Annotated in this window: 12 protein-coding genes and 1 pseudogene; 5 read left to right on the plus strand and 8 right to left on the minus strand. The window is 73.1% G+C overall.

What is annotated here, in order from left to right; genetic code table 11:
* Positions 1-50: 50 nt before the first annotated feature.
* Positions 51-1,064: a DUF5954 family protein gene (locus O7599_RS35890; RefSeq protein WP_281619784.1), complete on the minus strand. Its 1,014-nt coding sequence runs from the start codon at positions 1,062-1,064 to the stop codon at positions 51-53.
* A 259-nt stretch (positions 1,065-1,323) separates the two neighbouring features.
* On the opposite strand from O7599_RS35890, the gene O7599_RS35895 reads away from it, so the two are divergent.
* On the plus strand, positions 1,324-2,325 hold the full coding sequence (locus O7599_RS35895) for a PHB depolymerase family esterase (RefSeq protein ID WP_281619785.1): 1,002 nt from the start codon (positions 1,324-1,326) through the stop codon (positions 2,323-2,325).
* Positions 2,326-2,364: 39 nt separating this feature from the next.
* On the opposite strand, the gene O7599_RS35900 is transcribed toward O7599_RS35895, so the two are convergent.
* The 6 genes from O7599_RS35900 to O7599_RS35925 all read right to left on the minus strand — a co-directional run bounded on the left by O7599_RS35900 (position 2,365) and on the right by O7599_RS35925 (position 9,148).
* Positions 2,365-4,347, minus strand: a complete 1,983-nt coding sequence (locus O7599_RS35900; protein WP_281623657.1) for a GAF domain-containing protein — start codon at positions 4,345-4,347, stop codon at positions 2,365-2,367.
* A 14-nt stretch (positions 4,348-4,361) separates the two neighbouring features.
* Positions 4,362-5,417, minus strand: a complete 1,056-nt coding sequence (locus tag O7599_RS35905; RefSeq protein ID WP_281619786.1) for a branched-chain amino acid ABC transporter permease — start codon at positions 5,415-5,417, stop codon at positions 4,362-4,364.
* A complete protein-coding gene (locus O7599_RS35910) occupies positions 5,414-6,283 on the minus strand; it encodes a branched-chain amino acid ABC transporter permease (protein WP_281619787.1) in 870 nt (289 codons plus the stop codon). Before O7599_RS35910 ends, O7599_RS35905 begins: the two co-directional genes overlap by 4 nt.
* A gap of 67 nt (positions 6,284-6,350) precedes the next feature.
* Positions 6,351-7,607: an ABC transporter substrate-binding protein gene (locus O7599_RS35915; RefSeq protein WP_281619788.1), complete on the minus strand. Its 1,257-nt coding sequence runs from the start codon at positions 7,605-7,607 to the stop codon at positions 6,351-6,353.
* A gap of 52 nt (positions 7,608-7,659) precedes the next feature.
* Positions 7,660-8,334: an ABC transporter ATP-binding protein gene (locus tag O7599_RS35920; protein ID WP_281619789.1), complete on the minus strand. Its 675-nt coding sequence runs from the start codon at positions 8,332-8,334 to the stop codon at positions 7,660-7,662.
* A gap of 10 nt (positions 8,335-8,344) precedes the next feature.
* Positions 8,345-9,148, minus strand: a complete 804-nt coding sequence (locus tag O7599_RS35925; RefSeq protein WP_281619790.1) for an ABC transporter ATP-binding protein — start codon at positions 9,146-9,148, stop codon at positions 8,345-8,347.
* Positions 9,149-9,314: 166 nt separating this feature from the next.
* Here O7599_RS35925 and O7599_RS35930 point away from each other — a divergent pair, with 166 nt between their 5' ends.
* On the plus strand, positions 9,315-10,928 hold the full coding sequence (locus O7599_RS35930; protein WP_281619791.1) for a long-chain fatty acid--CoA ligase: 1,614 nt from the start codon (positions 9,315-9,317) through the stop codon (positions 10,926-10,928).
* Positions 10,929-11,041: 113 nt separating this feature from the next.
* Here the strand turns inward: O7599_RS35930 and O7599_RS35935 are convergent.
* A pseudogene (locus tag O7599_RS35935) lies at positions 11,042-11,824 on the minus strand (glycosyl hydrolase family 5); the annotation flags it as partial.
* Between the two features lie 420 nt (positions 11,825-12,244).
* Between O7599_RS35935 and O7599_RS35940 the strand changes: the two are divergent.
* Genes O7599_RS35940 through O7599_RS35950 form a run of 3 tightly spaced genes read left to right on the plus strand, consistent with a single transcriptional unit; the run spans position 12,245 to position 15,065 of the window.
* Positions 12,245-13,270: an iron ABC transporter permease gene (locus O7599_RS35940; protein ID WP_281623658.1), complete on the plus strand. Its 1,026-nt coding sequence runs from the start codon at positions 12,245-12,247 to the stop codon at positions 13,268-13,270.
* A gap of 2 nt (positions 13,271-13,272) precedes the next feature.
* Positions 13,273-14,073: an ABC transporter ATP-binding protein gene (locus O7599_RS35945; protein WP_281619792.1), complete on the plus strand. Its 801-nt coding sequence runs from the start codon at positions 13,273-13,275 to the stop codon at positions 14,071-14,073.
* Positions 14,064-15,065 (plus strand): ABC transporter substrate-binding protein, encoded by a 1,002-nt coding sequence (locus O7599_RS35950; protein WP_281619793.1) that lies wholly within the window; start codon positions 14,064-14,066, stop codon positions 15,063-15,065. Before O7599_RS35945 ends, O7599_RS35950 begins: the two co-directional genes overlap by 10 nt.
* Positions 15,066-15,362: the final 297 nt, after the last annotated feature.

The following is a 15,362-nucleotide window of genomic DNA, read 5'->3' on the forward strand; positions in this document are numbered from 1 at the left end:
AGGAGGCGGGCGGGCGCTCATGTCCCCTTCGCCCGGCAACCCCGGCGGCGTCAGTCGTAGGTGATCGTGCCGTCCGCGTCCATCGTCGGATGGATCTTGCTCGGCCCGTACTCGTCCACGTCCGAGGAGCGCGGGGTCTCGGGTCCGTCGGCTCCGATACGCATCGTCCGCTCCACCCGCACGATGACGAACCGCCGCCCGCACACCTCGAGTTCGTCCCCGCGCCGGCGTCGGCGGAAGTCGTCCGCGGCCCGCCGGCAGGCCGCCGCGTCCTGTTCGGGCGGTCCCATCGGCGGGGGAAAGCCGTGCCTGTTGGTGAGGAAGTCGGCCAACTGCTGCCGCGCCTGCTGCGGCGTGGAGTGCTGGCAGCCGAGCATCTCCCACGCATCCTCCTGCTGCTCCAGCACCCGGAACGCCGGGGGCAGCATCACCACGTCCGGGTGGGAGACGACGGCCGCTTCGGAGTCGCCCCGCACCTGGCGCGGCAGCCGCGGGGAGGTGTACGCGAAGTCCCGCAGCGCCATCCGCAGCAGTCCCTCGGCCGGCCCGGTCGCGGCGCCCGCGTCGATGACGAAGCCGCGGGTGCGCGAGGGGGCGGCATCGGCGCGGTCCCAGCCGTCCGAGTCCGGGTCCGTGGGGCGCGGCGGCTCCGGGCGCCGCCCGTCGGTGCGGGTGAACTCGTCGGCGCGCACGATGCGGTGGCGGACCTCGCCGACCCTGACCTCGTCGACGGGCTCCCGTTCCAGCACCGCCACCGCCGCCAGCAGCCGGCGGCGGTGCTCGCGGTCGCCGGCCTTGTCCCTGGCGGTGAACCACAACTGCGAGTTGAGCGAGTCGCGGGCGTCCTGCGGCATGCCGGAGTCCATGTCGGAGCACAGCCGCCAGCGCGGTGCCTCGCCGGGCCGTTGCTCGGCGACGCCGAACAGCGGCCCGCGCACCAGCATGTACGGGTAGCGGATCGCGTACTGGGCGGCGTCCGTCTCGGTGACCCGGGCGACCGGATCGTCCGGGTCGGGCAGGCGAATCGTCACACGCTGGGGCTCGCGGTCAGCGTTGTCGCGCATGTTCCTCAGTGTGCCCCACCGGTCACCGCAGAGTGACCGCTTTTCGCCCGCGCCCCCGCCTCGAGTGCGCGTCGCCGGGCGGCGGTTGGGGAGCCCCGCACTGGAGTCCGGCCACAGGCCGGCGCCCTCAGGAGTGTGTGCCGCATCCGATGGCGCCACGCCGGTGCGTGCCTAACGTGCGGAGTCGGGTGCCCCGGCGCGGGCAGGACGCCCGGGCCGGGCACCCGTCCACCCACCCCCCTCACGACGGGAGAACCCCATGGCGGTTCGTGACCGCACCCGTGTGCGCTCCCGGGCGTTACTGTGCGCGCTGTTCGCGCCGCTCGCCCTGGTCGCCGGGATGCTCGCGGCGCCCGCGCCGGCGAGCGCCGCGCCGGCCGGCCTCACGCCGGTCACCGGCTTCGGCTCCAACCCCGGCAACCTCGGCATGTACGCCTACGTGCCCGACGGCCTGCCCGCCGGCGCCCCGCTGGTCCTCGCGCTGCACGGCTGCACGCAGAGCGCGAGCGACTACCACGGCCACTCCGGCTGGGCCGAGCTGGCCGACGCGCACGGCTTCGCCGTGGTCTACCCGCAGACCACGAGCGCCAACAACGCCAACTCCTGCTTCAACTGGTTCCAGTCGGCGGACACCGCGCGCGGCCGGGGCGAGGCGCTGTCCGTGAAGCAGATGGCCGATCACGCCACCGCGCTCTACGGCACCGACCCCGGCCGCGTGTTCGTCACCGGTCTCTCCGCCGGCGGCGCCATGACCGCGGAGCTGCTGGCCGCGTACCCCGACGTGTTCGCCGGCGGCGCCATCGCCGCCGGCATACCGGCCGGCTGCGCGCGCAGCCTCGTCGACGCCTACACGTGCATGTACGTCTCCTCCGGCAGGACCCCGCGGCAGTGGGGCGACCTCGTGCGCGACGCCTCGGGCGGCTGGGACGGGCCGTGGCCCAGGGTGGCGATATGGCACGGCACCGCCGACACCACGGTGGTGCCGGCGAACGCGACGGAGTCGCGTGACCAGTGGACGGACGTCTGGGGCACGGGTCAGACACCGGCGGAGACGACCACGCTGCCCGGCGGCACGACGAGGGCCTCGTACGCGGACGCGTCCGGCCGCTCCGTGGTGGAGACGTACATGGTCTCCGGGATGGGCCACGGCCTGCCCGTCGACCCGGGCACGGCGGCCGGGCAGTGCGGGACGGCGGGCACGTACTACCCGGACCGCATCTGCTCCGGCTTCCACACCGCGCGGTTCTGGGGTCTGCTCTGAACACCGGCGCACCGACGGGCCCGGCGCCGGCCGGGCCCGTCACCGCGGCTCCGCCGACGCGGAGAGCATGGCGTGCACCTTCACCGCCAGATGCGCCTGGAGCCCGTGGTCCCCGTGCCGCCAGTGCGGGCCCAGCAGCGCGGTGATGCGGTCGATGCGCTGGTAGAGGGTGTTGACGTGGACGTAGAGCTCGGCCGCGGTGCGGGTGAGGTTGGCGTCGCAGGCGAAGTACGTCGTGATGGTGTGGGCCAGGTCGCCGCTGCGGCGTTCGTCGTAGTCGAGCACCGGACCGAGGGTGCGGCGCACGAAGCGGCGCAGCTCGTCCCGGCCGGTCTGGTGGAACAGCAGGCCGTAGACGCCGAGTTCGTCGGGTGACGCGCCCTCGCCGTCGCGGCCCAGGGCGAGCAGCACGTCCAGGCAGCGGACCGCGTCCGGGTGGGCTTCGACGATGGCCTCCAGGCCGGCGGACGCGGCCGCGGCCCCGACGGTGACGGCCGTGTCCAGGGTGCGGCGCAGGTGCTCGGCGAGGTCGCGGGCCTGGGCGCCGGGGTCCGCGTCGCCGGACAGCAGGACGACGACGTCGCCGTGGTGCTCTCCGGCCAGGCCGCCGTGGCGCGCCGCGTAGGGGGCCGCGGCGTCCGCGATGCGCCGGCGCGGGGCGCCGTCCCGGGAGCGGGCGGTGAGCACGGTGTGCGGGCGGCCGTGGGCGATGCCCATCAGGGCGGCCCGGCGGCGCAGCCCTTCGGGGTCGCGGTGCGGAGACGACAGCAGATCGTCGAGGAACTCGCCGCGCAGCCGGTACTCGGCCTCGGCCACCGTCCGCTCCCCGAGCAGCAGCAGCGCGGTGACCATCGCCGCCCGCTCCAGCAGCCGCACGTCGTCGGCGCCGATGCGGCGGCACAGCAGCAGCAGGACGCCCTGCACCTCGCCGCCGGCGACCACGGGGGTGGCGCACGCGGCGGAGCCGCCGCCGGCGGCCGGCACCCGGCGCGTCCTGCGCGCGTCGGTGCTCAGCACGCGAGCCTCGCGCACGGCACGTGCCGCCGGACAGGAGTCGGGCAGGGCACCCTCGGCGCGGGCCTGCTCGACCACCGGGTCGGCGCCGGCCGCCGCCATCGTGCGCCCGTGCGGGTCGAGGACCAGCAGGCCGCCGCCGAGCACTTCCGCGAGGGTGTCGGCGACGTCCGCGAGGCCGCCACCGTCCAGGACGATCCTGGTCAGCCGCTCGTGCAGCGCCGCGGCCCGTTCGATGGACTCGCTGTGCGCCTGGACGACCGCGTTGGCCTCGGTCAGCTCCTCGACCGTGCGGCGCACGTCCTGGAAGAGGGTGGCGTTCTCGATGGCGATCGCCGCGTGGTCGGCGAGGGAGACCAGCAGCGCCACCTCGGCCGGCGAGAAGGGCCGGGCGCGGCGGTTGGCGGCGAAGAGCACGCCGATGACCCGGTCGCCCAGGGACAGCGGCACGCCCTGGATCGCCGTCACCCCTTCGCCGCCCACGACGTCGTCGATGGTGTGGTCGAAGCGCGGGTCGTCGAGGTAGTCCGGCGTGTGGTACGGCACGCCCGTCTTCGCGACGAGGCCGCCGAGCCCCGCACCCATGGCGAGCCGCACCTGCTTGAAGGCGTCCGTGCGGATGCCGTCGGTGACGCGCATGTACGTGTCGCCGCGGTCGTCGTCGTTGAGCATGAGGTAGGCGGCGTCGGTGCCCATGAGCTGGCGGACGCGGCGGACGATCGCCCGCAGCACGGCCTCCAGGTCGCGCAGCGACGACAGGTCGCCCGCCGTCTCGTACAGCGCGGCCAGCTCCGCCTCCCGCCGGCGGCGCTCCTCCAACTGCGCCCGCACCGCGAGGGCGTCGTCGACCAGCGGGCGCAGCGCCGCGGCGGTCCCGCCGTGCGCGCCGGCGAGCAACTCCTCGTACGCCTCCTTGGACGCGCCTTCGCGCAGGAGCCGCAAGAGGAGTTCGGCCGCCTCTCCGCCCGAGCCTGCGCCGCGGGCTTCGCCCTGCGGGTCCGCGCACATCGCGGCCTCCTCCCTCACGGCTCCCTGACCAGGGAGCGCTCCGGCCGGTCGCCGGTGGCGCGGTCACGGACCGTACCGTTCCCGGAGTCGGCGGGGCGCATGCCCGCGGTGGGCGCGCGCGGCTGGAGCAGGTGCGACACGGTGCCCCAGATGCCGCGGCGGAAGAGCAGCACGACGAGGATGAACAGGCTGCCGGTGACGATCCCGACCTCGTCGAACCCGGACGTGGAAAGCCAGTCCTCCAGCCGCACGACGGCCGCCGCCCCCAGCAGGCTGCCCCACAGGGTGCCGATGCCGCCGAGCACCGTCATCACCACGACCTTGCCGGAGGTCGTCCAGTACACCTCCTGCAGCGAGGCGAACCCGTGGTTGACGGCGTACAGCCCGCCGGCGAGACCGGACAGGAACGCGGAGACGGTGAAGACGACCACCTTGTAGCGGTCGACGGAGTAGCCGAGTGCCCGGGCGCGCGCCGGGTTGTCCCGTACCGCGGCGACGACGCGGCCGAACGGCGAGTGCACGATGCGCCAGGCGGCGGCCAGACCGGCCAGGATCAGCGGCAGTGCCGCGTAGTAGTAGACGAAGGAGTCCGACAGGTCCACGCCCGGCAGCTCGCGCGGGATGCCCTGCAGCCCGTTCTCGCCGCCCGTGACGTCGCCCCACTGGTTCGCGATGAAGTAGATCATCTGCGCGAAGGCGAGGGTGACCATGGCGAAGTAGATGCCGCTGCGGCGCACCGCGAGCAGGCCGATGGGCACGGCGACGACGGCGGCGGCCACCGCGCCGCCGGCCACCGCGAGCGGAAAGGGCACGCCGGCGTGGATGGCGATGAGCCCGGTGGTGTACGCCGAGGTGCCCCAGAACGCGGCGTGGCCGAAGGACAGCAGCCCGGCGTGGCCGAGCAGCAGGTCGAACGCGACGGCGAACAGCCCCCAGCAGAGGATGTCGGCGGCCACCGGGGGATAGAGGACCCACGGCAGTGCGAGGACGGACGTGAGCCCGGCGGCCAGCAGCCCCCAGCGCAGCCAGGCGGGCCGGCCGCGGAGCCGGTCGAGCAGGGCGAGGATCATAGGGCGTGTTCCTCCTTGCCGAAGAGTCCGGCCGGCCGGACCAGCAGCACCACGGCCATCAGCAGGAAGACCGACGTCTGCGACAGGACGGGGACGTAGAGGTTGCCGAGGGCCTGGAGCATCCCGATGGCGAAGCCGGCGACCACCGCGCCGGGGATGGAGCCGAGGCCGCCGATGACGACGACCGCGAAGACCACGATGATCAGGTCCCCTCCCATGCCCGAGTTGACCGCGCGCATCGGCGCGGCCAGCACCCCGGCGAGCGCGGCCAGCGCGACGCCGAAGCCGAACACGGGCGTGACCCAGCGAGCGGTGTCGATGCCCAGCGCCCGGGTCAGCTCCGGCCGCTCGGTCGCGGCGCGCACCACCGTGCCGATGCGGGTGCGGGTGAGGAGCACCCAGACGCCCAGGCAGACGACGGCCGCGGCGCCGAGGACGAAGACCTGGTACGCGGGGTAGTCGAAGAGCCCGAGGTCGACGGAGCCGGAGAAGGGCCCCTCGTCGTACGGGGTGGACTGGGCGCCGTACTTCATGCGCAGCAGGTCCTGGCAGACCAGCGCGATGCCGAAGGTGAGCAGGAAGTTGTAGAGCGGGTCGAGGGCGGCCAGCCGGTGGATGAACAGCCGCTCCAGCAGCATGCCGGCCGGGGCCGCGCCGAGCGGCACCAGCAGCAGCGCCCACCAGAACCCGAGCCCCGCGGTGTCCTGGAGGGCCACCGCGCCGAACGCGCCGAGCATGTAGATCGCACCGTGGGCGAAGTTGACGACGTGGAGCATGCCGAAGATGACGGCGAGGCCGAGGGCGAGCAGCGCGTAGAAGCCGCCCGAGACCAGGCCGTTGAACGCCTGTTGCAGGAAGGAGGTCATCGTGGGTTCCCGTTCGTCCGCCGCGGCCCGGGCGGAAGGCCGCGGGCCGCGGCCGTGGGTCGCGGGGTCAGGACATCGAGCAGTCGGGTGAGACCGGACCGAACGCCTCGTCGGCGGGGATGGTCTCCACCTTCTCGGTGTAGTCGCCTTCGGTCTCGCTGTCCGCGGGGTCCTTGACCCGGGCCAGGTAGGCGTCGTGCACGACGCGGTGGTCGGCCGCGCGCACCTCGGCGTTGCGGGCGAAGAAGTCGTCGAACTTCATGCCCTCCAGCTCCTTGTTGACCTCCTCCGGATCGTCGGTTCCGGCGCGCTGCACGGCCTGGAGGTAGTGCGTGGCGGCGGAGTAGTTGGCGGCGTGGTCGAACGTCGGCCAGGTGCCCGCCTTCTCCCTGAACCGCTCGGCCCAGCGCCTCGACTCCTCGTCGACGTTCCAGAACCAGGGGGAGGTGAACATCGTGCCGGTGAGCTTGTCCTGCCCGATCGCCTTGATGTCGGTGTCGAACATCAACCCGATGGCGAGCTGGATGTCCTTGTCCGCGAGCTTGAACTGCTGGTACTGCTTCACGACGTTGACCAGGTCGCCGCCCGCCTGCAGCGTGCCGAGCACGTCGGGCGCCGGCTTCTTCGCGGACGCCTTGAGCAGGAACGTGGAGAAGTTGTCGTTCGGGAACGGGGTCGGGTCCTTGCCCACCACCTCGCCGCCGGCCTTCTCGACGGCGGTGCTGAACTGCTTCTCCATGTCCTGGCCGAAGGCGTAGTCCGGGTAGATGAGGTACCAGCTCTCGCCGCCCTGCTTCGTCACCTCCGTGCCCGTCCCGTTGGCGAGCATGTACGTGTCGTAGGCCCAGGCGTAGGTGTACGGGTTGCAGGACTCGCCGGCGAGTTCCGTGGTCGCGGCGCCGATGTTGAAGTACAGCTTCTGCGACTGCTCGGCGACGTTCGCCACGGCGAGCGCCGCGGACGACGTCGGGACGTCGAAGACCGCGTCGGCCTGCTCCCGGTCGTACATGTCCCGCGCCTGGGTGTTGGCGATGTCCGGCTTGTTCTGGTGGTCCGCCGAGATGACCTCGATGTCGTCGGTGACCGCGTCGCCGCCGTGCTCCTTCTCGAAGTCCGCGACGGCCATCTCCACCGCCGTGACGGCGTCGGGTCCGGCCAGTTCGGCGTAGACGCCGGAGAGGTCGGTGAGCACGCCCAGGGTGATCCCGCCGTCGCTGATCTTCCCGCCGCCGGAGCCGGGTCCGCCTCCGCCGCACCCCGCCAGCAACGATCCGGCCACCACCGTGGCCGTGGCGACCGCGGCTTTCGACCAGGTGTGCACCATGCTTCCTCCTTGAAGTGGTCGAGTGGCCGATGTGGCCCTTGCGATGGCCGGGTTACAGGCCCAGGTAGCCGAGGAGTTCGTGTTCGCGCTCCCGCACGTCGTCGTTGGCCAGCGACTCCGCGATCCGCCCGCGGTCCAGCAGGTAGTGGCGGTCGGCGACGGTGGTGGCGAAGCGCAGGTTCTGCTCCACCAGCAGCACCGCCGTCCCGTCCCGCTTGGCCTCGCGCAGGATCCCGCCGATGCGCTCGACGACGATCGGCGCAAGACCCTCGGTCGGCTCGTCGCACAGCAGCACCCGCGCGCCGGTGCGCAGCACCCGGGCCAGGGCGAGCATCTGCTGCTCGCCGCCGGAGAGCTTGCCCCCGGGACTCCGCCGGCGCTCGCCGAGCACCGGGAACTCCTCGTAGATACGCGCCAGCGGCCAGCGCGAACCCGCCTTCGCCGGCGGCAGGGTGAGGTTCTCCTCCACGCTCAGCCCCGCGTAGACGCCCCGGTCGTCGGGCACGTACCCCAGGCCGCGGCGGGCCCTGCGGTGCGGCGAGACCGCGCTCAGGTCCCGGCCCGCCAGCCGGACCGTCCCGGCCGTGCGCCGGTGCAGGCCCATCACGCAGCGCAGCAGCGTGGTCTTCCCGGCCCCATTGCGGCCCACCAGCGTCACGACCTCGCCGGCGCCGACCTCCAGGGACACGTCGCGCAGCACCTCGGCCTCGTCGTAGTGGGCGGTCACGCCCCGCACCTCAAGCAACGCCGGCCCCCAGGTACGCCTCGACGACCCGCGGGTCGGAGCGGACGGTGCGGTACGGGCCCTCGACGAGCACCCGGCCGCGCTGCAGCACGGTGACGGTGTCGGCCAGCGAGCCGACCACGCTCATGTTGTGCTCGACGAGCACCACCGTGCGGCCCGCGCGGATGCGGTCCACCAGCGCGACGGTGCGGTCCACGTCCTCCAGGCCCATGCCGGCCGTGGGCTCGTCGAGCAGCAGCACCCGGGGATCGAGCGCGAGCGCGAGCGCCAGCTCCAGCGCGCGCTTCTGCCCGTACGGCAGGCTGCCCGCCGGCTGCTCGGCCCGGTCGGCGAGGCCCACCTCGTCCAGCAGCTCCAGCGCGCGGCCGGTGAACCGCGCCAGCAGCCTGTCCGACCGCCAGAACCGGCGGCCCAGGTCGGTGCCCGCCTGCAGCGCGAGCTCCAGGTGGGCGCGCGCCGTCACCGCGGGGAAGAGGCTGGTGACCTGGAAGGAGCGGGCCACGCCCAGGCGCGCCACCCGCTCCGGCGGCAGCCCGGTGATGTCCTGCCCCGCCAGCTCGATCCGCCCCGCCGATGCCGGCAGGAAGCCGGTCAGCAGGTTGAACAGCGTGGTCTTCCCGGCTCCGTTGGGGCCGACCAGGGCGTGGATGGTGCCCTCCGCGACGCCGAGGTCCACGCCTTGGACGGCGTGGAAGCCGCCGAACTCCTTGCTCAGGCCGTGGGTGGACAGAAGGGGGCGCGCCGGTGCCGGGCCGCCGCCGCTCGTCGTGTACGTCGTCTTCGTCGTCCTCGTCATGCCGGCCTCGGATTCCGCGGGTGGGGTGCCGACAGAGCGTCGGCGTCGGGGAGAACGTAGAAGCGGACGACACCCGCGACTACAGAGAAGACACCCACAAGAAGGCGGTCCGGAGTGTGGGATTCCTCCGTGGTCCGCGTCCGGAGCCCCGGTCAACATGTCCGCCATGGCGATGATGGACGTCCCGCTCAACAGCTGGCTGCTCTTCGACCACGGGCCGCGCTACTTCCACGACACCGAGGTCGTCACCCGCCTCCCGGACGGCAGCGAGCACCGCTACACGTACGCGGACTTCGGGCGCCGGGCGCAGCAGCTCATGCACGCGCTCGACGCCCTGGCGCTGCCGCCGGACGCGCGGGTGGCCACCCTGGCCTGGAACGGCTACCGGCACCTGGAGGCGTACTGGGCGGTGCCCTGCACCGGGCGGGTCCTGCACACCCTGAACGTACGGCTGTCCGCCGGTGAGCTCGCCTACATCGTCAGGCACGCGGACGACCGCGCCGTGCTCGTGGACGCCGACCTGCTGCCCCTGCTGGAGCAGGTGGCCGAGCACGGCGGTCTGGCAGGCGTGGAGCACGTGGTGGTGCTCGGCGAACGGGTGCCGGCCGGCACCACGCTGCCCGGGACCGTGGCCTACGAGGAGCTCATCGCCGGGCAGCCGGAGACGTACGGGCCGCGCGAGATCGACGAACGGGCGCCCCTCGGCCTGTGCTACACCTCCGGCACCACGGGGCGGCCCAAAGGCGTCGTCTACACGCACCGCTCGACCATGCTGCACGCCCTGGCCGGCTCCTCCCCGGCCGCGATGTCCATCGGCCCGGGCGACGCGGTACTGCCGGTGGTGCCGATGTTCCACGCCAACGCGTGGGGCCTGCCCTACACCGCCACCCCGTACGGCGCCAAGCAGGTGTTCTACGGCGGGCCGCTGGACGCGGCGGCGCTGGTGGAGCTGATGGCCGCCGAGCGCGTCACCGTCGCGGCCGGTGTGCCGACGGTGTGGATGGCCGTCGCCGACGCCCTCGCCGCCCGCGGCGGCGGCCTGCCGGACGTACGGCACCTGCTGTGCGGCGGCGCCCGGCCGTCGCGGGCGCTCATCGACCGTTACCGCGCCGAGTTCGGCATCCCCCTGGTGCAGATCTGGGGAATGACGGAGACGTCACCGCTCGCCAGCTTCGCCTGGCCGAAGGAGCGCATGCGCGGCTGGGACGAGGAACGGCTCGCGGACACGGTCCGCGGCATGGCCGGACTGCCGCTGCCGGGGGTGCAGACGCAGATCCGCGATCCGGACGGGCACCCGCTGCCCTGGGACGGCGCATCGATGGGCGAACTGCTGGTGCGCGGGCCGTGGGTGGCCGACGCGTACCTCGGCGACGACGGGGCCGGGCAGTTCACCGAGGACGGCTGGTTCGTCACCGGCGACATCGCGACCGGCTCGCCCGACGGCTACTTCGTCATCACCGACCGCGCCAAGGACCTCGTCAAGTCCGGCGGCGAGTGGATCTCCTCGGTCGACATGGAGTCGGCGGTGATGGCGATGGACGCCGTCGCCGAGGCCGCGGTGATCGCGGTGCCGGACGAGAAGTGGTCGGAGCGCCCGCTGGTGTGCGTCGTGCCGCGCCCCGGGGCGGCGGTGACCCGTGACGAGGTGCGCGCGCACCTGGAGCGCAGCGGGTTCGCGCGCTGGCAGTTGCCCGACCGGGTCGAGGTGGTGGACGCGGTGCCCCGCACCGGCACCGGCAAGTTCGACAAGAAGGCGCTGCGGGCACGCTTCGAATCCTGACGGCAGGGCCGCCCGGCGTGCGCGAGCAGCGCGCGCTGCCGCCGCCCGCGGGGACGTGCCACACCCCGCGGGCGGCGGCCTGCTCCAGACCCGGGCCGGGACCGAGCCCGTCAGTTCACCGACGCCGAGAAGGAGTTCACGCCGAGGCCGGTGCCGCCTTCCCAGGGCTCGAAGCCCGCCTGGACGCTGGTGAGGTACCACTGGTCCGTGGCCAGACCGGCGGCGACCGCCTGGTCGATGAAGGCCGTCAGGTCGAAGCTGAGGCTGTTCAGCGCGGAGGGAGCGACGAAGGAGATCACGTCGTTCGTCCCGTTGCTGCCGGTCCACACCTCCCAGGTACGGCCCGCGACCTCGGCGGTGCCGGTCCGTGACCCGATGGGCTGGATCGGCCCGACGCGGTTGAGCCAGATCATGATCTCGGTCTGGCTCACCCCGTTCGTCTGCGGCTCCGGGTCCAGCCATATGTCGAACGAGGCGTTGTAGACGGCGTTGTCGACGTAGGCGTACGAGATCTCGCCGGGGGCGCCGGAGATCGACCCGATCTGCCGCGGCAGGTTGGTGCCCGGCGAGCAGTTGGCGTAGTGGCAGCCGAGGTAGACCGACGGATACGACTTCGGAGCGCCGTCGGTGGGGGCGCTGCCGTCGGCTCGCGTGATCCGGAAACCGCTGTCAGTGGTGGTGATGCACTGCGGCTGATCCGTTCCCCAGGCGTTGTTCTGGACCACGTACTTGTTCTGGATCGTGGTGGTTCCGTACTTCTCGCAGATCTCCGCCAGGGGGACCGGTGCCCGGGCGGCCGGGGACGCCTGGGAGGCCGCCGGGAGGGCGGCCGGTGACCCGAGCGCGAGGAGCAGCGCGACTCCCAGGACGTGTGTGCGGGGCTTCCTGATTCTCATCCGGTGGCTCCTTCGGGTGGGAGGTATGGGAGCGCTCCCAGTTCGCCGGAGACCCTAGGGGGCGCCGAGGCGGTTGGCAAGACGGGGGCGTGGCCGGACGGTTCGCCGGCCCTCTCCGCCCGGGACGTCACCCGCCGCCCGGGGCCGCCGCCCGGGCGTGCTATAAAAATGGCAATCATTATCGATAACGACTTCCAGGCGGAGGAGTGCACGTGCGCGACGCAGGTCGATGGGGTTGCGGCGGTCCGGTGACCGGCCGGCTCCGGCTCGTTCGGAGAGCCCGTCGCCATGGCAGGTGACGGCTTGACGAGCACGGCGGCAGCGGATGCCGAGGCCGCGTTGCGCGGTGACGGCGCGTCCGGGGGGCCGGATCTCGAAGGGCCCCTGCGGGGCCGGGGCCGGCCGGCGTCCCGAACCGGCCTGGCGGTCGCGTGTGCCGTCCTGCTCGGTGCGCTGCTCGTGTCCGTGGTCGTGGCCATCGGCCTGGGGCCCGCGACGGTCACGCCCGGCGAGACCGGCCGGTACCTGTGGGCGGCACTCGTCGGCGGGCGCGTCGAGGCCGAGGAGGTGACGACGTACCAGATCGTCTGGCAGATCCGCACCCCCCGGGTGCTGCTCGCGGCGCTGGTGGGAGCCGGGCTCGCCGCCATGGGCGTCGCCGTCCAGGCGCTGGTGCGCAACGCGTTGGCCGACCCGTTCATCCTCGGGGTCTCGTCGGGAGCGTCGGTGGGGGCCGTGGCCGTCTCGGTCACCGGCGGTCTTGCCGCGCTCGGCATCTATGCCGTCTCCGCCGGCGCCTTCCTCGGCGCCCTGGCCGCATCCGTGTTGGTGTACGCCGCCGCCGTCGGCCGCGGTGGCGCGCTGGCCCCGCTGCGCCTGGTGCTGACCGGCGTGGCGATGGCGCTCGGCTTCCAGGCCGTGATGAGCGTGATCGTCTACTTCGCCCCGGACAGCGAGGCCACGGCGACCGTCCTGTACTGGACCATGGGCAGCTTCGGCGCGGCCACCTGGGGCGCGCTGCCGGTGGTGGCCGCCGCCGTGCTGCTGGGCGTGCTCGTGCTCTACCGCAGCGGCCGGACGCTGGACGTGCTCGCGCTGGGGGACGAGAGCGCGGCGAGCCTGGGCGTCAGTCCCGACCGGTGTCGCCGGGTGCTGCTGGTGCTGGTCGCGCTGGTGACCGGAGTCATGGTGGCGGTCAGCGGCGCGATCGCGTTCGTCGGGCTGGTCATGCCCCACGTGGTGCGGATGGTCGTCGGCGCCTCGCACGCCCGGGTGCTGGCCGTCGCGCCCCTGGCCGGGGCGGTGTTCATGGTCTGGGCGGACCTGGTCGCGCGGACGCTGGTGGCGCCCCGTGAGCTGCCGCTGGGCGTGATCACCGCGCTCGTCGGAGTGCCGGTGTTCATCGTCCTGATGCGCCGCAAGGGCTACGTGTTCGGGGGGAGCTGACGATGGAGCTGAAGCTGGACGGGCTCTCGGTGGTCACCGACGGCAGGAGTCTGGTGCACGAGCTGTCCCTGACCGCCCGCGACGGCGAGGTCGTGGGCCTGGTCGGTCCCAACGGCAGCGGCAAGTCCACGGCGCTGAAGTGCGTCTACCGGGCGCTGCGCCCCACCTCCGGCGTCGTACGCGTGGGCGGGGACGATCTGACGAAACTTGCGATGAGGCGTGGCGCCCGGCTGGTCGCCGCCACCACCCAGGACGGCGCCGTCGAGCTGGACTTCACCGTCGCCGAGGTCGTCGCTCTCGGCCGCACCCCGCACCTGCGGGGCAACCAGCCGCTCAGCCGTCGCGAACGCGAGCTGTGTGACCGCGCGATGACCCGGTTCGACGTCCGCCACCTCTCCGGACGCAGCGTGCTGACCCTCTCCGGCGGGGAGCGGCAGCGCGTCCTGCTGGCCCGGGCTCTCGTGCAGGAGCCGAAGGTCCTGGTCCTGGACGAGCCGACCAACCACCTGGACGTCCGCCACCAGGTCGAGCTGCTGTCGTACCTGAAGGGCTCCGGGCTCACCGTGCTCGTCGTGCTGCACGACCTCAACCTCGCCGCCCTGGCCTGCGACCGCCTCGGCGTGCTCTCCGAGGGGCGGCTCGTGGCCGCCGGGCCGCCCGCGGACGTGCTGACCGCGGAGCTGGCCGCGGCCGTCTTCGGCATCTCCGCCGACGTCGTCCCGCATCCGCGCACCGGCGCTCCGCAACTGCTCCACTCGCTCGATCTCCCCGTTGTGAAAGGCGGCGTCCCGTCATGTCCGTAACCCTGCCCCGCACGTCCCGCACCGTGCTCGGCCCCGCCCTCGCCGGCATGCTGCTGCTCGGCGGCTGCGGCGCCGATGTCGATTCCGGCACCGAGAACGCGCGCACGGCCACCGTCAAACGCTGCGGCGAGCCCGTCGAGTACACCCGTCCGCAACGGGCGGTCGCCTACGAGGGCGGCAGCGCGGACAAACTGTTCAGCCTGGGCCTGACGAAGCACGTACACGGCTACGTGATGCCCCCGGCCAACCCGCCCGTGACCGAGTCACCCTGGGCGTCGGAGTACGCGAAGGTGAAGATGCTCGGCGACGACCTGCTCAACAAGGAACTCGTCGTCGAGGCCGGGTCCGACTTCGTCGTCGCCGGCTGGAACTCCGGCTTCAGCGACGAGCGGGGCATCACCCCGGAGATCCTCGACAAGCTCGGCATCCAGAGCTTCATGCACACCGAGAGCTGCTACAACTACCCCGGACATCCCGAGCGCGCCACCCCGTTCGAAGCCCTCTACACCGACCTTGAGCGGCTGGGGCGGATATTCGGCGTCGAGAAGAGGGCGGAGGAGGTGGTGGCCGGCCTGAAGAAGCGCGTGCAGGCTGCCGCCGCCCGGGCGCCGGAGGGCGACCCGGTGCCCGTCTTCCTCTACGACTCCGGCACCGACCAGCCGTTCACCGCCGGCAGCCAGGTCCCGCCCACCGACATCATCGCCACCGCCGGCGGCCGCAACATCTTCGCCGACCTGGACGAACGCTGGACGCAGGTCGGCTGGGAGGCGGTCACCGAGGCCGAGCCCGAGGTCGTCGTCATCCTCGACTACGGTGACCAGCCCGCGGAAAAGAAGATCGACTTCCTGAAGTCCTCCCCCCACACCAGGCACCTTCCCGCCGTCAGGAAGGACAACTTCTTCGTCCTCGACTACAACGAGGGCATCAGCGGTCCGCGCAACATCGACGGCCTGGAGAAGTTCGCGCGGTATCTGCGAGAACTCCGGAACTGACACGGGCGCACGACCGCCGCGTGACGAGTGCCGGCCCACGACCGGCCGCGCGGCGGTCGTCGCCGGTTCGGCGTGCGGGAGTGGCCCTGCGCGCCGGGCAAGGTCGAGGTCAGGACGCGGCGGGGGTGCGCGGACGCGGTGGAGGCGGGCGGCCGGCGCGCGGCGCGCGGGCGCCCGCTGCGCGCGCGCTCACGCGCCTGCCGCAGCCGATGCGGGGGCGCTGCCTGCGGCGCACGTGGAGATGCCCGCCGGTCTCGCCGAGCGGCGCCTGCCGCAGGTCGCGGAGTACCGCATGAA

The organism is Streptomyces sp. WMMC500 (assembly GCF_027497195.1).
Taxonomy (GTDB): domain Bacteria; phylum Actinomycetota; class Actinomycetes; order Streptomycetales; family Streptomycetaceae; genus Streptomyces.